Source organism: Hephaestia caeni, from assembly GCF_003550065.1.
Classification (GTDB): Bacteria; Pseudomonadota; Alphaproteobacteria; order Sphingomonadales; family Sphingomonadaceae; genus Sphingomonas; species Sphingomonas caeni_A.
Map to the genome: position 1 here is coordinate 1,197,753 of NZ_QXDC01000002.1, position 17,935 is coordinate 1,215,687.

The 17,935-nt window shown below is 67.1% G+C and carries 14 protein-coding genes; 3 read left to right on the plus strand and 11 right to left on the minus strand.

Going from position 1 to position 17,935, the window contains the following annotated elements:
- Positions 1 to 132 precede the first annotated feature (132 nt).
- A complete protein-coding gene (locus DFR49_RS05635) occupies positions 133 to 3,081 on the plus strand; it encodes a TonB-dependent receptor (protein ID WP_119034690.1) in 2,949 nt (982 codons plus the stop codon).
- Between the two features lie 342 nt (positions 3,082 to 3,423).
- Positions 3,424 to 4,296 carry an SMP-30/gluconolactonase/LRE family protein gene (locus DFR49_RS05640; RefSeq protein ID WP_119034691.1) on the plus strand — a complete coding sequence of 291 codons (873 nt, stop codon included), beginning with the start codon at positions 3,424 to 3,426 and terminating at the stop codon, positions 4,294 to 4,296.
- 37 nt (positions 4,297 to 4,333) lie between these two features.
- Here DFR49_RS05640 and DFR49_RS05645 read toward each other — a convergent pair whose 3' ends face one another.
- From DFR49_RS05645 to DFR49_RS05665, 5 genes are all read right to left on the minus strand, one after another.
- On the minus strand, positions 4,334 to 4,921 hold the full coding sequence (locus DFR49_RS05645; protein WP_245968255.1) for a GNAT family N-acetyltransferase: 588 nt from the start codon (positions 4,919 to 4,921) through the stop codon (positions 4,334 to 4,336).
- A 55-nt stretch (positions 4,922 to 4,976) separates the two neighbouring features.
- Entirely contained in the window at positions 4,977 to 6,326 is a 1,350-nt protein-coding gene (locus tag DFR49_RS05650; RefSeq protein ID WP_245968256.1) for a sensor histidine kinase, read from the minus strand.
- Entirely contained in the window at positions 6,323 to 7,435 is a 1,113-nt protein-coding gene (locus DFR49_RS05655) for a DUF2336 domain-containing protein (RefSeq protein ID WP_119034693.1), read from the minus strand. The genes DFR49_RS05650 and DFR49_RS05655 overlap by 4 nt, the downstream gene beginning before the upstream one ends.
- Positions 7,436 to 7,471: 36 nt before the next feature.
- Positions 7,472 to 8,647, minus strand: a complete 1,176-nt coding sequence (locus DFR49_RS05660) for a hypothetical protein (protein WP_119034694.1) — start codon at positions 8,645 to 8,647, stop codon at positions 7,472 to 7,474.
- Positions 8,648 to 8,713: 66 nt separating this feature from the next.
- Positions 8,714 to 9,007, minus strand: coding sequence for an Hpt domain-containing protein (locus DFR49_RS05665; RefSeq protein ID WP_119034695.1), 294 nt, complete (start codon positions 9,005 to 9,007; stop codon positions 8,714 to 8,716).
- Between the two features lie 137 nt (positions 9,008 to 9,144).
- Between DFR49_RS05665 and DFR49_RS21880 the strand changes: the two genes are divergently transcribed.
- Positions 9,145 to 11,406: a coiled-coil domain-containing protein gene (locus DFR49_RS21880; RefSeq protein WP_170150930.1), complete on the plus strand. Its 2,262-nt coding sequence runs from the start codon at positions 9,145 to 9,147 to the stop codon at positions 11,404 to 11,406.
- 4 nt (positions 11,407 to 11,410) lie between these two features.
- On the opposite strand, the gene DFR49_RS05675 is transcribed toward DFR49_RS21880, so the two are convergent.
- The 6 genes from DFR49_RS05675 to DFR49_RS05700 form a co-directional block, all read right to left on the minus strand.
- A complete protein-coding gene (locus tag DFR49_RS05675) occupies positions 11,411 to 11,704 on the minus strand; it encodes a DUF1467 family protein (protein ID WP_119034696.1) in 294 nt (97 codons plus the stop codon).
- 5 nt (positions 11,705 to 11,709) lie between these two features.
- Positions 11,710 to 13,368 (minus strand): ribonuclease J, encoded by a 1,659-nt coding sequence (locus DFR49_RS05680; RefSeq protein WP_119034697.1) that lies wholly within the window; start codon positions 13,366 to 13,368, stop codon positions 11,710 to 11,712.
- 80 nt (positions 13,369 to 13,448) lie between these two features.
- Complete coding sequence (locus tag DFR49_RS05685) at positions 13,449 to 14,249, minus strand: type III pantothenate kinase (RefSeq protein ID WP_119034698.1); 801 nt, start codon at positions 14,247 to 14,249, stop codon at positions 13,449 to 13,451.
- Positions 14,250 to 14,259: 10 nt separating this feature from the next.
- A complete protein-coding gene (locus DFR49_RS05690) occupies positions 14,260 to 14,955 on the minus strand; it encodes a biotin--[acetyl-CoA-carboxylase] ligase (RefSeq protein ID WP_119034699.1) in 696 nt (231 codons plus the stop codon).
- A gap of 8 nt (positions 14,956 to 14,963) precedes the next feature.
- Positions 14,964 to 16,409 carry an NADH-quinone oxidoreductase subunit NuoN gene (gene nuoN, locus DFR49_RS05695; RefSeq protein WP_119034700.1) on the minus strand — a complete coding sequence of 482 codons (1,446 nt, stop codon included), beginning with the start codon at positions 16,407 to 16,409 and terminating at the stop codon, positions 14,964 to 14,966.
- Complete coding sequence (locus DFR49_RS05700; RefSeq protein ID WP_119034701.1) at positions 16,409 to 17,932, minus strand: NADH-quinone oxidoreductase subunit M; 1,524 nt, start codon at positions 17,930 to 17,932, stop codon at positions 16,409 to 16,411. Before DFR49_RS05700 ends, nuoN begins: the two co-directional genes overlap by 1 nt.
- Positions 17,933 to 17,935 lie beyond the last annotated feature (3 nt).

Here is a 17,935-nt window from a genome sequence, read left to right on the forward strand (position 1 = left end):
CAACCCCCGGTTTTCCTAGCGGAATGCGATTGACGATCGGTTTTCAAGACCGCTAGATTTGCATACCTGAATCACGAACACCGTCTAGCCGGCGTTCAAGAACGGCAGTCGGTGCAGGAGGGGATGACTGCCATGACGAAGTTCGACCTGCTCGCGGCCTCGGCAATTGCGCTCCTGTCGGCGAGCCCGGCCCTCGCCCAGACCGATCCTGCCGCCCCGCAAGACACGGCCGCCGACACGGGCGCGCAACAAGATGCGAGCGGTATCCAGGATATCGTCGTCACCGCGCAGCGGACATCGCAGCGCCTTCAGGACGTGCCGATCGCGGTCTCGGCCTTCACCGCCGAAAATCTCGAGCGCCAACAGATCGTCAACTCATCGTCGCTCCAGCAATCGCTACCCAACGTCAGCTACACCAAGACCAACTTCACCGGATCGAGCTTCACGATTCGCGGCATCGGCGATCTGTGCACCGGCACCGCGTGCGACCAGGCGACCGCGATCCACGTCAACGACATGCCGCTCGTCTCCACGCGGCTGTTCGAAAGCGAATTCTTCGATCTCGAGCGCGTCGAGGTGCTGCGCGGCCCGCAGGGCACGCTGTTCGGCCGCAACGCGACCTCGGGCGTGATCAACTTCATCACCGCCAAGCCCGACTTCTCGGGTTTCCATGCCTCGGGCGAATTCGAATACGGCAATTATGACTCGAAGAAGGTCAAGGGGATGATCAACCTGCCGGTTGGCGACACGCTGGGCGTGCGCGTGGCGGGCGTCTATCTCAATCGCGACGGCTATACCAAGAACCTCTACGACAATAGCCGGATCGACGGGCGCGACCTCTATTCGGTGCGCGGCACGCTGTCGTGGGAGCCGACCAGCGACACGCGGCTCGATCTCATCGCTTATTATTTCCACGAGAAGGACGATCGCTCGCGCATCCAGAAGCAGCTCTGCCACCGCGACCCGACCGGCATTCTCGGCTGTCTGCCTGATCGCGTGGGAACCGACGTCGCCAACGGCAATTCGACGCTCGCGGCGATCCAGACGTCGAGCGAATTCCTGGCGATCGCGACCGGCAGCCCCGCCGCCGCCGCGTTCGGCCTCCAGAGCATCTACGGCGCGGACGTGTTCTCCGACGCGGTCAATCCCAAGGGGATGCGCACCGTCAACATCGACTACAACCCGACCTATTTCGCCAAGGAAGAGCAATATCAGGCCAAATTCTACCAGAATTTCGGCAATATCGCGCTCAACGTCACTGGCGGCTACGCGGCCAACAGCGTCGAATCGACGACCGATTATATCCAGTCGGTGCAGCGCTCGCTGGTCGGCAACCAGGGGCTGACCAACCTGTACGGGGCATCATTGCCGGGTGGCGCGGCCAACCCGTTCGCACCGATCGTCGCCGCGCTGATGCCCAACGGCCCCGGCGGCCCCTTCTGCCAATCGGCCGCGAGCCCGAACGACGGCGGCGTCTATTCGGGCGCGAGCGTCGGCTGCTACAACCAGAGCCTCGATTTCGACCTGTCGAACGCGCATTATCGCCAATGGTCGGCCGAGGCGCATATCGACAGCTCGTTCGACGGGATGTTCAATTTCCTGTTGGGCGGCATCTATCTGGACGAAAAGGTCCGCGACAACAGCTATTACGTGAACTCGTTCGGTCTCGATTACGCGGCGGGCATCCTGCCCGCGCTGGCGCGCGCCGGCGGGGCGATTCCCGCGGCGCTGCCGCCCATCCTCTTCGGGACGCCCTTCTACCGCAACGACGAGGACACATTCCGGCTCAAATCATACGGCATTTTCGGCGAGGCCTATTTCGACTTCAACGACAAGCTCAAGCTGACGCTCGGCCTGCGCTACAATCATGACGACAAATATCTGAAGGCGCGCACGACCTATCTGGTCGATTCGAACGGCGAGAACCCGCTGCTTCCCTATGGCGCCGCGGATCTCGAGGACGCACTCAACTATGCAGGGCTCGATTACGATGCCAGCGCCACGGGCATTCAGCCGTATGCCGAGCATGATGTCGCGTTCAAACGGCTCACCGGCCGCGCGGTGCTCGATTACAAGATCACCCCCGACAATCTGATCTACATGTCCTATTCGCGCGGCTATAAATCAGGGGGCATCAACCCGCCGCTGTCGCCGGTATTTGCAGTGCCGATCGCGTTCGAGCCCGAGAAGGTCGACGCGTTCGAGATCGGGTCGAAGAACACCTTCCTCAACGGCACGCTCCAGCTCAACCTGACGGGCTTCTACTACAAGTACGACAATCTCCAGCTCGCCCGCATCGTCGCGCGCACCGCCGTCAACGACAATGTCAGCGCCGACATCTACGGGTTCGAGGCCGAGGCGGTGATGAGCCCGGTGCCCAATTTCGTCGTCAACGCCAATTTCAGCTATCTGCACAGCAAGGTTTCGCAGGATAAATACCTGGCGAACCCGCGCGATCCCTCGGGCGGGCGCGACGACACGGTGATCATCAAGGACATCACCAACGCATCCAACTGCGCGGTGGTGCCGCTCGCCGGCGGGGCCGCGACCTCGAACGGCTTCGTTACCGCGTTCAACGCCGCGCTCGGCCTCGCCGGGCCGACGCCGATTCCGGGCACCAACACCACCGGCGCCTACAGCGTGTGCGGCAGCCTCGGCGACTTTGCCGAAGCCAACGGCGTCCCGGTCGAGGTCATGGGCGGCGGCGTGCCGGTCAACATCCGCGGCAACCAGCTACCACAGGCGCCCGAGTATAAATTCGCGATCGGCGCGCAATATACGATCGATATCGCCAACGGCATGACGCTCGTGCCGCGTGCCGACCTCAACTATACCGGCAACAGCTATGCCGGCATCTTCAACAACGATATCGATCGCTTGCCGGGTTACGAGGTCGTCAATGCCCAGCTTCAACTCAACGGCGCGAACGACACATGGTATGCGCGCGCCTTCGTGCAGAATTTGACCAAGAACAACGCGATCACCGGCCAGTACGTCACCGATCAGTCATCGGGCCTGTTCACCAACGCCTTCACGATCGAACCGCGCCGTTACGGCGTCGCGGTGGGCTTCAAATTCTAACAGGGATAAGGGGGCGGGCTCCCGGCCGCGTGCCGGGAGCCCATTTTTCCGAACACCCCAAGCACGCGCCAACACGGCACATTGGCGATCACGCCCGCCATCCACCTGCCGATATGGTCAATTGGCGGGTAGCGCTCTCCCACGGCGAAGCTATGGTGCGCCGCCGACAGCCCAGGCTTAATATGTTCGTCGTGTCATGGCCGTCAGGCCGAACTTGTTTCAGCATCCATTTGCCCGCATTCAGCGCCATCAATTGCGGCACGATGGACCCTGAAACAAGTTCAGGGTGACGGTGTTGGATGGCAGCGAACGTCAGTTCCAGGTGACTAGGGAGAGTAGTGGATGACCGTCGATTGCGTGTGGAGCCTGGGCGCGACGCTCGGCGAAGGGCCGCTCTGGGTGCCGGACGACGCGGCCTTGTGGTTCGTCGACATCAAGCAGCACCACATCCACCGCTTCGATCCCGCCAGCGGCAGCCGCGGCCGGTGGCAGGCGCCCGATCAGGTCGGCTGGGTGCAGCCGACCGCCGACGGGCGCTGGCTCGCCGGGCTCAAGAGCGGGCTGCACTGGTTCGACCCCGCCGCGTCGACCTTCACGCCCTGGCTCGACCCCGAACCTGACAAGCCCGACAACCGCCTCAACGATTCGGTCGTCGACCCACAGGGCCGGCTCTGGTTCGGGACGATGGACGATCACGAAGAGGCGCCGTCGGGCCGCGTCTACAGCCTTGCCGACGGCCCGCATGCGGTGCCGACCGACTCGACATGCCGCATCACCAACGGGCCGGCCGTGAGCCCCGACGGCCGCTTTCTCTATCCGGTGGATACGCTCGACCGGAAGATATGGCGCCACGAGATCGGCGCGGACGGCGCGCTGGCGCGCGGCGAACTGCTGATCGAGATCGAGGACGGCGCAGGCCATCCCGATGGCGCCACCTGCGATTCGGCGGGCAACATCTGGATCGGTCTGTTCGGCGGCTGGGGCGCGCGCTGCTACGCGCCCGACGGCACGCTGCTCCACCACATCGACTTTCCGGTCAGCAACGTCACCAAGATCGCGCTCGGCGGCCCCGATCTCAAAACCGCTTACGCAACCACCGCCGCCAAAGGGCTGAGCGAAGACGAGCTTGCCCGCCAGCCGCTCGCGGGCGGGCTGTTCGCGTTCACGGTCGAGATTCCAGGCGTGCCGGCGAACCCGGTGCGGATCGGGATCTGATCGCTTAGAGTCCGCTTCGAAAGTCGGCGCCGAACGATCAAACCCGCAGCATCGACCAGAAGCGCGGCCCACCACCGGGCACCTGCCAATCGCCGGTAAGGTCGAACCCCAACCCCTGGTAAAAACCGATATTCTTCTCAAGCGGGGTCTCGAGATAGACCGGAACCCCCTCGCCTTGCGCCCGCTCGATGCCCGCGCGCACCGCCGCGCCGCCGAAGCCGTGCCCCTGCTGCACGGGATCGCAGCCGGCGATATGGAGATACCAGAACCGGCCCTCGGGCTGGTGCGCCTCGATCGCGCCCGCGACGCTGAGCGCGCGGCCGATCGCACCGCCGAGCGCGTGGAGCATCGGGATCGCCTCGCGCAGCATGGCGAGCGTGCCGGTATGCGCATGGCCCGGCGCGCGCCACAAGGTCGCCGCCTCGCCGCCCGCGGTCATCAGCCGCATCCCCACAGGGCCGTCGGCTTTGTAGAGCAGACTGAACAGGCGCGGCATCCGCCGGGCACGCACCGTCGGATCGGGGAAGATGAAGCGCATCGCCGGATCGTCGGCGAAGGCGCGCGCGAGCATCGCCGCCACGCCCTCGCGGTCCGCCTCGCGCGCTTCGCTCACCTCATGCGTCATCGCTGTCCCTTTCGCGCCAATATCCTATCGTCGCGCAGCCAAGGCGGCCAGATGTTCAGTCCCGCGCGGGCAGGCTCAGCGTGAAGCGCGCGCCCTCGCCCGGCGCGCTTGCGAGAGTAACGTCGCCCCCCATCGCGCGGGCGAGGCGGCGGGCGATGTAGAGGCCGAGCCCGTTGCCACCCGGCTCCAACGGATCGACGCGCTCGAACTTCTCGAACACGCGCGCCTGGTCTTCGGGCGCGAGCCCCTTGCCGCGATCGATCACCGTGACTTCGGCCACGGCGTCGCGACGCTCGGCGCGCACCGTCACCATCGAACCCGGCGGCGCATAGCGCACTGCATTGCCGATCAGATTGACAAGGATCTGGAGCACACGGCGGAATTCACCTGTCGCGGCGAGCCTGGCCGAGGCGGCCGGCCGCTCAATCGTCACCTCGGCCGCGCTCGCGCGTACCGAGAGCAGGCCGGCGGCGCGGCGTGCCAGATCGGCAAGGTCGATCGGCTCGCACGCCACGGCGAAATCGACGCGCTCGACCGCTTCGATATCGACGAGATCGTCGACCAGCCCGAGCAGATGGCGCCCGGCGGTCGCGATGTCCGCTGCGTATCCCGCATAGGTCTCGTTCACCGGCCCATCGGGCGCGGCGCTGATACTGTCCGCGTTGGCGATGATGCGCCCGAGCGGCGCCCGCAAGGCGGCACCGAGCCGGGTCGTGAAGACGTCCATACCCGTCGGCTGCCACATCGCCTCGTTGACGGCATCGGTCGCGGTGCCCGCAAAACCCCCGAACGCGCCCAGCCGATCGCGACGTGGCGCCCCTGCCAGTACGACCGGGCGGCCCGACGGGCGCACCGTCGCGCGCTGGCCGTCGAAACGTTGGCTGGCGGCGAGGGCGGCGAGCAGCGGCAGCGCGCCGTCCGCCTCCTCGACAAGGCCGAACAGGCTCGTGAGCGGCTGGCCGAGCACGGCGGCGGGATGGAAGCCGTCGCGCGGCCCGGCCTCGGGCGACAGCGCGATCAGCCGCAACGCGGCATCGGTTTCCCAGCGCCAACCGCCATTGGTAACGGGCGCTGGCAACCCCGCCGATGCCGCGCGGGGTGTCGCCGCCGGGCGCTGGCGCCAGCCCGTCAGCGTCAGGCGGATATCGCCACCGTCCGGCTCGGCGCGAACCCATGTTTCAAGATCGCTGCGGCCGTCGGCCACCACGACCCTGCGCGACACGAGCACCCCAAGCCGCCGCACGAGCCGGGCCAATTCCGCCAGCGCGGGAATCGCGAGCGGCGCGCCGATCGCGCCGCCTGCCGCTTCGTTGAGGTCGTCCAGCCGGCGATCGGCCTCGATCAGCCGCCCCGCGCGGTCGACCCTGCCCCGCACCGGCGGCAGATCGCGATCGATCGCATTCACCGCCCTTCTCCCAGTGCGGCGCGTGCCTGTCGATAGGCGGCGGGAAGGCATTGATCGGCGAAGGCTGCGCTTGCCGTCTCCGCAGGAATCGCCGCAGCAGCGTCGAGATCGGCGGCGAGATCGTCGATCGATCGGTGGTGATCGGCGGCCGCAAGCGCCAATGCGACCCGCCCCATCGCCGCGCGGTCCATCCCCATCGCGCGCAGCATCAGCCACAGCCGCGCGCCGTCGCGATCGAGCACCGCGTCGCGCGCGGCGTCATAATCGAGCCCGACATCTTCGGCGACCAGCGCGATGAACAGCGCCAGCAATCGATCACCGAGCGCCTCGATCGCGGTGCTCCCCCCGCCCCGCCCGGCGGATACGAGGGCGGCCGCGAGCCTGACCGCGCTCGGCTCGAGCCCGATGCCTTCGTCGTGTCCGGCAAGGCTGCGTTCGGCGGCGGCGGTCAGCGCGCGATCGAGCGGCGCCGGGCAGATACCAGCGGCGCTAACGAACGCGGCGCGCAGATCGGCGGCCACGTACCAGACGAAGCGATGATAGGCCTCGGCCGATAGATCGATCCGCGCGAGCGCCCCGTCGGCCGGCGGGGCGGCGCGGCGGCTGAGCGCGAGCAGCATCGCCATCGCCGGTCCTGCGATCAGCGGATCCCGTTCGCCCGCGAGCCGGGGCAACAGGCTCGGTTGCTCGGGATCGTCGCGTTCGTGCGCGACGAGCGCGTCGGTCAACAGATCCTGCCGCACCCGGCCGTCGATTTCACGCAGCACCGCCGGATCGTCGAGCACGATCGCAGCAAGGCCATCGTCGCCGGGATGATCATCGCGGCGCGGGGCCGACAGCATATCGACGATATCGACATGGCCGTCGGCGATCAGTGTGCGCGTGGCTTGCTGGACGATCGCGGCGCGGATTGTCCCAAAAAGGGACTCGATCAACGCCTCGAATCCCGCCCGGGTGCGGTCGTCGAGCCGATCTTCCTCCGCCGTGCGCAACGCCGCCGCGACACTCGCGAGCCGGCGACCGGCGCGCACGCCCCCGTTTTCCGCGCGCGCGAGCAGCGCACCGGCGCGAGGGGGCGCTTCCCGGCCTGGATCGGGTTCGACCGACATGGCATCAAAACTACCGGAATTGTCGTTAAAGCGGCACTAAGAATCAGCGGTGAGCCGTTCGATCGCGCCGACGAGCGACACCGCCGCATACGCCGCTGCCACCGCGAGTCCGATCAGCGGATGACCCGCCGCGGTGAACGCCAGCAGGATCATCGGATAGACGGGCGGGCTCGCCCACCACAGGCTGCGCCGGCGGCGCGCGGCGCGCTCGAGAAGCAGCCCCGCGACGACGAGCCCGATCGCAAGCGTCCAGCCGGTCGCGGTCATCGCTTCGAGGCTCGCCATGCGGCCCAGCAACAGCGCCGCCAGCGTCACCACGCCGCCGATCACGCGCCCCTGCACGGCCGCCAGCCGGTCTTCGCCACGCAGCGCGCCGAGCACGGCGGCAAGCGCCATCGCGACGATTCCGCCTTCGGCAAGCGCCAATCCCGTCACCGGCAAATCGAACATGAGCCCGGCCAGCCCGGCAAGCGCGACGACCACACCGACGCTTGCGAGCGCAGCACTGGGAACCGCCCGCGCAACCAGCCCCGGCAGCGTCCACCGCGCAAGCGGGGCGAGCACGAGGCGATCGAACCAGCCCGGTCGCGCGGTGACGATCGCGGAGAGCACCGCGCGGCTGCGATCGGCAAGCGCCCGTGAATCGCGCTGGATACCGTGCCCTTCACGCGCTGCCGAGGGAGGCAGTGCGATGCGAAGCGTCCGGCCCTGCGCCATCACCCGCAGCAAGGTCGACTGGAAATCGTAATCCTTCGGGAAGCGCGCGACATCGGTGAGCCGCCGCGCCTCGATCCGCGCGAGCCCCGCCCAGGCGGTGCCGGCATCGACGCGCTCGAAATGAGGAAGGGCATCCGCCTCGTTGACGACGAGCAACGCATCGTCGCCCTCACCCGCCAGCATGTCGACGATCGCGCCGGTGCTCACCAGCCCGTCGGCAACGACGATGATCCGCGCGAGCGGATGGACCTTCTCCGCCGCCTCGCTCGCCGAGCGGACGATATCGACCGGTATCCGCCCGCCGATCCGGTTAACCGCGCCGATCAGTTCGGGCGTCAGCCGGGTGACCGCGACGAGCAATTGTGCCGCCCCCGCCGCGACCAGCAGCCGTGCCTGATATTCGAGCAGCGTCCCGCCGCCGAACGGCAGCGTGGCCGCGAGTTTATCGGGCCGGTCGTCGGCGTCGTCGGTCGCAAAGATCAGCCCAGCAAGCATGGCCGATGCTGTTACGGACTCAGCGCGTGATTGGCAAAGGGCGCGTCGCGCGCGCGCCCGCACAAATTACAGCCGCGCCACCGCCTGCCGGATGCGCCGCAGATACGCGGGATCGCGCGGCGCCACGGCGACGCCCTCTTCGGCGAGCGCCATCAGGCGAACCGCGCCGAAACTCGCGGCGAGCCCTTTCATCCGCCACGCCGCGATGCGCCATTCCTCGGCATCGACCGCCACTTCGAGCGCACCGAGCGCGCGTTTGGCGCTATCGAGAAAGGCCTCGCGCAATTCGGCGATCAGCGCGGGTTCGTCCCCCACCGCCGCCGCCAGCGCCGCATCGATTGCTCCGGGATCATAGGCCATCGTCTGCGTTCTACCGTGACTTGTTTAAGGCAAGGTTTCCCGATTGGCTTTGACGCCGGCCGATTCGTGGTAAACAACAGGCCATGACCGGGGGCACGCATATCGTTGGCCTGCATCGGGATGATGCGGAGGCAGAATTGACCACCATCGACACCCCCGAGGGTGACGAGGCGATCGCGATCGAGCCCGTGCTCGACGGCGACCCCGCCTATCTGATCGAGGACGAGCACGAGCCCCGATCGGGATCGACGAGGCTGTGGGCGGGCATCGCGGTCGTCGCGGTGTTGGCGTGGCTCGGCGGCATGATGTGGCTTGCACGCGGCATCTTCGTCGCGCCGCCGGCGCCGATCGAACTGGTCCAGTTCCTCGCGGCACTGTGCGTTCCGCCCGCGCTGGTCGGCATCCTCTGGCTGCTGGGCATGCGCACGAGCCGCGCCGAAGCCCGGCGTTTCGGCCATACCGCGCAGGCGATGCGCGCCGAGGCCGCGAGCCTCGAGCGCACGATGGCGATCCTGTCGCGCCAGATCGAGGACAATCGCGAACGGCTGGCGGAACAGATCGATACGCTGATGGCGATGGGCGACGGCGTCGCGAGCCGGCTCGGCACGCTGCGCGACGATGTCGAGCAAGAGATCGCGAGCGTCAGCCTCCACAGCCGCCAGCTCGAGACATCGACCGGCGCGGCGCAGAAAAGCCTCGAAGTGCTGTTCGCCTCGCTGCCGCGCGCGCATGACGAAACCCGCGAGATGAAGGCCACGATCGAAGGACTTGGGCTCGCCGCGGGCGAACAGGCGGCAGCACTCGACGCGCAGCTCGCCGCGCTCGCCGAACGCGGGCGTGAGGCGGATAATGTCGCGGGCGGCGCGGCACAGAAACTCGCCGCGCACATCGCGCGGATGGAGGCGACCAGCGAGACCGCGGGCGCGCGGCTCGAAAGCGTCACCGGCGAGATGTCGGGCGCGGTCGACGGATTGCTCGATCGCACCGCGGGCGCCGTCGATGAAGCGCGCAAGGGAATCGCCGCGCAGGGCGAAGCGATGCTCGCGATGCTGGAAACCAACCAGGCCGCCCTCGACCGCGTGACCCGCGACAGCGTCGACGCGCTCTCGGGGCGGATCGCGGAGATCGAGGCGACGATCGATCGGCTCGCGGCGCGGCTCGGCGACCAACAGGCGACGAGCGAGGCGTTGCTCGGAGGCCTTGGCGACGGCATCGGGCATATCGAAACACGGCTTGCCGCGCTCCATAGCGACGGGCTCGCACGCAACCAGGAACTCGCGGGATCGATCAGCGCGCTCGGCAGCTCGGCGGACGCGATGGCGCAATCGTTGCAGGTCGGCGAGGATACCGCACGGCGCGTGATCGGCACCGCCGAAGACCTGCTCACCGCGCTCGACGCCTCGGCACGCGAAATCGACGAGACCTTGCCCGAGGCGCTTGCCCGGCTCGACGCACGGATCGGCGAGAGCCGCGGTGTCGTCTCGGGCGCCAAGCCCGAATTGCTCGCGCTCGTCACCGCGGCCGAGAGCACGCACGACGCGATCGAGGCGATTGCGCAGGTCATCCAGGGCCAGCGCACGACGGTGGACCAATTGTCCGCGAAGCTGATCGAAACGCTCGATGCGGGCCGGACCAAGGCCGATTCGCTCGGCAAGATGTTCGACGAGACGATCGGACGCACCAACGATTTCGCCGAGGAATCGGCGCCCAGGCTGGTCGAGGCGCTGATCCGCGTCCGCGATACCGCAAGCGCAGCGGCGGAGCGTGCGCGCGAAACGCTGGCAACGGTGATCCCCGAGGCGGCGCAATCGCTCGAGATCGCAAGCGCCGAGGCGATGAAGCGCGCGACCGACGCAACGGTCGAACGCCACGTCAAGGGCATCACCAAGGCCGCCGATGCCGCGGTCGCGGCGGCGGGCCGCGCCTCCGATCGACTGACCGAACAGATGAAGACGCTCGCCGACGCGACCGCCGCGATCGACGCGCAGATCACCGATGCCCGTGCCGAACGCGAGGAAGCCGAACAGAACAGCTTCGCACGCCGCGCCGCGCTGCTGATCGAGGCGCTCAACTCGAACTCGATCGACATCGCCAAGACCTTCTCGAACGAGGTATCCGACAGCGCCTGGGCCGCGTATCTGAAGGGCGATCGCGGCGTCTTCACGCGGCGTGCGGTGCGCCTGCTCGACGCCACCGAAGCGCGCGAGATCGTCTCCGTCTACGACGCCGATCCCGATTTCCGCGAACAGGTGAACCGCTACATCCACGATTTCGAGGCGATGCTGCGCGCGATCCTGACCGAGCGCGACGGATCGCCGCTCGGCGTGACCTTGCTGTCGTCGGATATGGGCAAGCTCTACGTCGCGCTGGCGCAGGCGATCGAGCGGCTGCGAACCTGACGCGTCAGCGTGGCCCGGCGGGTTGCACCGGCGTCATGCCCCCGAACAGATCGAGCATCTCGGGCGTCACCCAGCCATATTCGTAGTTGAGCACGAACAGGGCGAACACGATCGTCGCGACGATCGTGACGCGCAGCGCCACCCTGCCGGCACGAAATTGCGCCGGCGCGCTGTCCGCCTGCCCCCGGACCCGATCCTCCTCGGGGCCTGAGCCCTGTCGTTCCTCGAACGGCAATACGAGGAACACGCAGAACATCCAGATCAGGAAGTAGATCGCGACGAACGAGGTCCAGCGCATCGCGATCAGCCCTCGATGATCATCACGTCGACGATCGGCTTCTTGCCGGTCCATCGCGTCGCGACGCGGCGGACCGCGAGCCGAACCTTCTCGCGAAGCTGCTCGCGGTCGCGTCCGCCATCGGTGGCCGCCTCGGCCGCGGCCTTGGTCGCTTCGGCGAGGAACGGCGCCCGCTCCTCCTCCACCGGCACACCCTGAAGGCGGATATCGGGCGTGCCGATCAGCCGCCCGCCGGGAGCGATGGCGACCGCGACCGAGACATGACCGTTGAGCGCGAGCTTGCGCCGTTCATTGATCGTGCCGCCGTCAGCGGGCAGGATCACATCGCCGTCGAGCACCAGCCGCCCCACGGCCGCGTGCCCCACCTTCTCGGGATCGCCGGGCGCGAGGCGAATGATATCGCCATCGGTCTGCACCAGCGCGCGCGGGATGCCGAGCGACAGGCCATAACGGGCCTGTTCCATCAGGTGACGCATCTCGCCGTGGACGGGGAGCAGCAGCTCGGGCTTGATCCAGCCGTACATCGCCGCCAGTTCCGGCCGGCCGGGATGGCCCGAGACGTGGATATGCGCCTGACGCTCGGTGATCATCTCGATCCCGCGCGCGGCAAGCCGGTTCATGATCCGCCCGATCGCGACTTCGTTGCCGGGGATCTGCTTGGACGAGAAGACTACGCGATCGCCCGCATCGAGCTGGATCGGGTGCGTGCCCTCGGACACGCGCGACAAAGCGGCGCGCGGCTCGCCCTGCCCACCGGTCGCGACGATCATTACCTGCTTGCGCGGCAAACGCATCGCCTTGTCGAAATCGACGACCTCGGGAAAATCGCGCAGATAGCCGGTCTGGCGCGCGACGCGCAGGATGCGGTCGAGCGAGCGGCCCGCGACACACAAGGTCCGCCCCGTCTCACGCGCGACATCGCCCAGCGTCTTCAGCCGCGCGGCGTTCGACGCGAAGGTCGTCACCAGCACGCGCCCCGGCGCGCTCGCGACGCAATCGAGCAGCCCGGCGCGCAGCGAACTTTCCGATCCCGACGCTTCGGCGTTGAATACATTGGTCGAATCGCAGACCAGCGCGAGCACGCCCTTGTCGCCGATCGCACCCAGCGCCTCGGCGGTCGAGGGCGCGCCCAGCACGGGTGCCTCGTCGAGCTTCCAGTCGCCGGTATGGAAGACGCGACCGTACGGCGTCTCGATCAGAAGCGCATTGCCCTCGGGAATCGAGTGCGAGACGGGCACGAAGGTGCAGTCGAACACGCCGAGCGCGAACGGCTCGCCGGGCTCGATCACGCGCAACGTCACGTCGTGCTCGATTCCCTCTTCCTCCAGCTTGCCGCGGATCAGGCCGGCGGCGAACGCCGTCGCATAGATCGGCACGCCGAGATCGAGCGCGAGATAGGGCAATGCCCCGATATGGTCCTCGTGCCCGTGGGTGATGACGATGCCTTGCAAGCCGTCGAGCTGGCCTTCGATGAAGCCGAGATCGGGCAGGATCACGTCGATGCCGGGATAATCCGGATCGGCGAAGGTGACGCCGCAATCGATCATCAACCACTGGCCGCGGCAGCCGTAGCAATTGACGTTCATGCCGATTTCGCCCGAGCCGCCGAGCGCGAGAAACAGGAGTTCGTTACCTGGAATCAAAATATTTCCTAACTTCGTCATCCCGGCGGAGGCCGGGATCCCGTGCCATGATCGGCACTTCAACAATCGAGGAGACCCCGGCAATGAACCGGGGTGACGGATCAAGGCATATGGGCGCGTTCCCACAGCATCGCCAGCCCCTGGATCGTGAGGTCGGGCTCGATCGCGTCGAATACGGCCGTGTGTTGCTCGAACAACACCGCCAGCCCGCCGGTCGAGATCACCTTGGCCGGGCGGCCCACCTCGGCCTTGAGCCGCGCCACCAACCCTTCGATCATCGCGATATAGCCCCAATAGATGCCGATCTGCATCTGGCTCACCGTGTCGCGCCCGATGACGCTGTCGTTCGCCGGCGCTTCGATCGCGATGCGCGGCAGCCGGGCCGCCGCCGTCACCAGCGCATCGAGCGACAGGTTGATCCCCGGCGCGATGATCCCGCCTTTATACGCCCCTGAATAATCGACGACGTCGAACGTGGTCGCAGTGCCGAAATCGACGATGATCAGGTCGCCGGGATGGTGCGCGTGCGCCGCGATGACGTTAAGCGCGCGATCGGCGCCCACCGATTGCGGCTCCTCGACGTCGAGCGCGATCCCCCATTCGACCGGCGGCTCCCCGGCCACCAGCGGATCGCCGCCGAAATATTTCTGCGCCAGCACCGTCAGATTGTGGAGCGCCTTGGGCACGACCGTGGCGATGATCACCCCATGCACGTCGCTGCGCTGATAGCCTTCGAGTTGAAGCAACTGGTTGAGCCACACCGCATATTCGTCCGCGGTGCGGCGCGGATCGGTCGCGATCCGCCAGCGCGCGACGATCGTACTCGCCTGCCCCGGATTCGATCCGGGGCTGATCAGCGCAAAGACGACATTGGTGTTGCCGGCATCGACCGCGAGCAGCATGGATGACCCTTCAGATCAGGAACACATCGCCTGCGTGAATGACACGCATCGTGCCCGCCGCCAAGCGCAGCACGAGTGCGCCGTCGGCGTCGAGCCGTTCGAACAGGCCGTCGATCTCGCTGCCGTCGGGCAAGCGCGCCGTCAGCGCGGTGCCGCGGGGATGCGCGCGCGCCGCCCAGCGCTCGCGCACCGGGGCGAGCCCTTCGCCGCGCCACCGCGCAAGCCAGCGCGCGAAAATCTCGGCGAGCGTTTCGAGGAAAAGCGCAGGCTCGGGCGCCGCCCCATGTGCCGCCAGGCTCGTTGCCGGGCGATCCACATCCTGCGGATGGTGTGCCAGATTGACGCCGAAGCCGATCACGACGGCATCATCGGCGCGCTCGAGCAGAATCCCCGCGAGCTTGGCGCCGCCCAGCAGCAGGTCGTTGGGCCATTTCAACGCCAGTTCGCCGTCGAGGAACAGCCGGACCGTCTCCTCCACCGCCACCGCGGCGACCAGCGCCAGCGTCGCCGCGGGCGGATCGGTCGGACGCAGCCGCACGATCGTGCTCGCGTACAGATTTCCCGCCGGCGACGCCCATGCACGGCCCTGTCGCCCACGGCCTGCGCTCTGCCGCTCGGCCCGCAGCCACAGCCCTTCGGCTGCGCCGTCGCGGGCAAGCGCGATCAGATCGGCATTGGTCGAGCCGGTCTCGGCAATTGTACGGATCGTCGCCGTCAGAACAGCGCCTGCGCGGCGGCCATCGACCAGCCGGTAAGTGCGGGAATCGCGAGATAGGCGACCGGCGAGATCGCGATCGCGGTCGCTGCGATCAACCCGTTCTCGACCGTGCTGCCGCTGACCGCGAAGGCGGGCGCGGGATCGTCGAAATACATCGTCTTGACGATCCGGATATAATAATAAGCGCCGATCACCGAGCCCACCACTGCGAGCACCGCCAGCGGGAACAGCCCCGCCGCCACCGCCGCGTTGAACACCGCCAGCTTGGGATAGAAACCGAACAGCGGCGGGATTCCGGCAAGCGAGAACATGAACGCCATGAACGCGAGCGCGAGGCCGGGGCGCGTCTTCGACATCCCTGAAAGGCTCGCGATCGTCTCGATCTGGCGGCCTTCCTCGTCACGCATGCGGATGACGACCATGAAGCTGCCGAGCGTCATGACGATATAGACGGTCATATAGACCAGCACCGACGACACGCCTTCGGGCGTGCCCGCGGCGAGCCCGACCAGCGCGAAGCCGATATTGTTGATCGACGAATAGGCGAGCAGCCGCTTGATGCTCTTCTGGTTGATCGCCGCGACCGAGCCGAAGAAGATCGAGGCCAAGCTCGCGAAGATCACGATCTGGCGCCACTCGATCGTCACCGGCCCCATCGCCTCGACCGCGACGCGGACGATCAGCGCCATCGCCGCGACCTTGGGGGCGCTGGCGAAATAGGCCGTCACCGGGGTCGGCGCGCCTTCGTAGACGTCGGGCGTCCACATGTGGAACGGCACCGCGGCGATCTTGAACGCCAGCCCGACGAGCACGAACACCAGCCCGAAGGTAAGCCCGGTCGAATTCGCGGTGGCGAAGGCATCGGCGATGCCGTCGAACCCGGTCGTGCCGCTGAAACCGTAGATCAGCGAGATGCCGTAGAGCAGGATGCCGCTCGCGAGCGAACTCAGCACGAAATATTTGAGGCCGGCTTCGGCCGAGCGCGTGTCGCGGCGCATGAAGCTCGCGAGCACGTAATGCGCGAGATTCTGCAATTCGAGCCCGACATAGAGGCTGAGCAGATCGCCCGCCGATACCATCATCCCCATGCCGACCGCCGCCAGCAGGATCAGCACCGGATATTCGGGGCGCAGATTGTCGCCACCGGTACGCTCGAAGAAGCGCGGCGCCATCAGGATCGCGATCCCCGCCGCAGCGTAGATGAGTACCTTGGAATAAGCCGAGAAAGCATCGGCGCGATAGAGCCCGTAGAACGCCTCGACCCCACTCGATGACGGGCCGGCGAGCGCGATCCCCGCGCCGATCAGCACCACCAGCGCCGCCCAGCAGACGGGTCGGGCCGCCGCTTGCCCGCCCCATGCGGCGGCGAGCATCAGCGCGAGCGCGCCGAGCGAAAGCACGATTTCGGGCAGCGCGATCGTGAGCATGGTCGCGTAGCTCATCAGTGCGCCTCCCCGTGCGCGGCAGGTGCGGGCGCATGACCCGCCGTCGGTTGCGAATCGCTTGCCGGGGCGGCCGGCGCCACGCGCGCGACAAGCGCCGCCGCGTCGTTCCGCATCGGAGCGAGGAAACTCTCGGGATACACCCCCATCCACAGCACCACCGCCGCGATCGGCGCGAGCAACCACAATTCGCGCGTCGACAGATCGGGCATCGCGCGCACATCATCATGGACGATCTCGCCGAACGCGATCCGGCGATAGAGATAGAGCATATAGGCGGCGCCCAGGATGATGCCGGTGGTGCACAGCGCCGCCGCCCAGGTCGAAAGCTGGTAGGTGCCCGCCAAGCTCAGGAACTCGCCGACGAAGCCGCTCGTGCCCGGCAGGCCGATCGAGGCCATCGTGAACAGCAGGAACAGCGTCGCATAGCGCGGCATGTTGATCGCGAGCCCGCCATATCGGCTGATCTCACGCGTATGCAGCCGATCGTAGATCACGCCCACGCACAGGAACAGCGCGGCCGAGACGAGCCCGTGGCTCAGCATCACGATCACCGCGCCCTCGATACCCTGCTGATTGAACGCGAACAGCCCGATCGTGACGATCGCCATGTGCGCGACCGAGGAATAAGCGATCAGCTTCTTCATGTCCTGCTGCACCAGGGCGACCAGCGAGGTGTAGATCACCGCCACCGCCGACAGGCCGAAGATCAGCCAGGTAAGATCGGCCGACGCCTGCGGAAACATCGGCACCGAAAAGCGCAGGAACCCATAGCCGCCGAGCTTGAGCAGCACACCCGCCAGGATCACCGAACCCGCGGTCGGCGCCTGGACGTGCGCGTCGGGCAGCCAGGTGTGGATCGGCCACATCGGCATCTTGACCGCGAACGACGCGAAGAACGCAAGCCACAGCCAGGTCTGCGCGGGCATCGGGAAATCATAGGCCATCAGCGCGGGGATGTAGGTGGTGCCGGCCTCGTTGCTCATCCACAGCATCGCGATCAGCATCAGCACCGATCCGAGCAGGGTGTAGAGGAAGAATTTATACGCCGCATAAACGCGGTTCGCGCCGCCCCACACGCCGATGATGAGATACATCGGGATCAGGCCGCCTTCGAAGAAGATGTAGAACAGGAACAGATCCTGCGCCGCGAAGGTGCCGATCATCAGCAATTCGGTCGCGAGGAACGCCGCCATATATTCGGGCACGCGCTCGGTGATCGCGCGCCAGCTCGCGCCGATGCAGATCGGCATCAGGAACACCGACAGCATGATCAGCATCAGCGCGAAGCCGTCGATCCCGAGCATCCACCCGAAACCGCCGAACAATGCGTGGCTTTCCTGGAACTGCCACCGCGCGCCGCCGATATCGAAATTGGCCCACAGCACCGCGCCCAGCGCGAGATCGAGCAGCGTCGCCCCCAACGCAAGCCAGCGTGCGCCTTTGGCATCGAGGAACAGGCAGATCAGCGCGGCGACCGCGGGGATCGCCAGCATGATCGAGAGAATGGGAAAACCGTGCATAGC

What these genes read in the sequence shown, in the direction of transcription:
- DFR49_RS05635 (WP_119034690.1), top strand. Translation starts at nt 133, where the DNA reads ATGACGAAGTTCGACCTGCTCGCGGCCTCGGCAATTGCGCTCCTGTCG.
- DFR49_RS05640 (WP_119034691.1), top strand. Translation starts at nt 3,424, where the DNA reads ATGACCGTCGATTGCGTGTGGAGCCTGGGCGCGACGCTCGGCGAAGGG.
- DFR49_RS05645 (WP_245968255.1), bottom strand. Translation starts at nt 4,921, where the DNA reads ATGACGCATGAGGTGAGCGAAGCGCGCGAGGCGGACCGCGAGGGCGTG.
- DFR49_RS05655 (WP_119034693.1), bottom strand. Translation starts at nt 7,435, where the DNA reads ATGTCGGTCGAACCCGATCCAGGCCGGGAAGCGCCCCCTCGCGCCGGT.
- DFR49_RS05660 (WP_119034694.1), bottom strand. Translation starts at nt 8,647, where the DNA reads ATGCTTGCTGGGCTGATCTTTGCGACCGACGACGCCGACGACCGGCCC.
- DFR49_RS05665 (WP_119034695.1), bottom strand. Translation starts at nt 9,007, where the DNA reads ATGGCCTATGATCCCGGAGCAATCGATGCGGCGCTGGCGGCGGCGGTG.
- DFR49_RS05675 (WP_119034696.1), bottom strand. Translation starts at nt 11,704, where the DNA reads ATGCGCTGGACCTCGTTCGTCGCGATCTACTTCCTGATCTGGATGTTC.
- DFR49_RS05680 (WP_119034697.1), bottom strand. Translation starts at nt 13,368, where the DNA reads ATGACGAAGTTAGGAAATATTTTGATTCCAGGTAACGAACTCCTGTTT.
- DFR49_RS05685 (WP_119034698.1), bottom strand. Translation starts at nt 14,249, where the DNA reads ATGCTGCTCGCGGTCGATGCCGGCAACACCAATGTCGTCTTTGCGCTG.
- nuoN (WP_119034700.1), bottom strand. Translation starts at nt 16,409, where the DNA reads ATGAGCTACGCGACCATGCTCACGATCGCGCTGCCCGAAATCGTGCTT.
- DFR49_RS05700 (WP_119034701.1), bottom strand. Translation starts at nt 17,932, where the DNA reads ATGCACGGTTTTCCCATTCTCTCGATCATGCTGGCGATCCCCGCGGTC.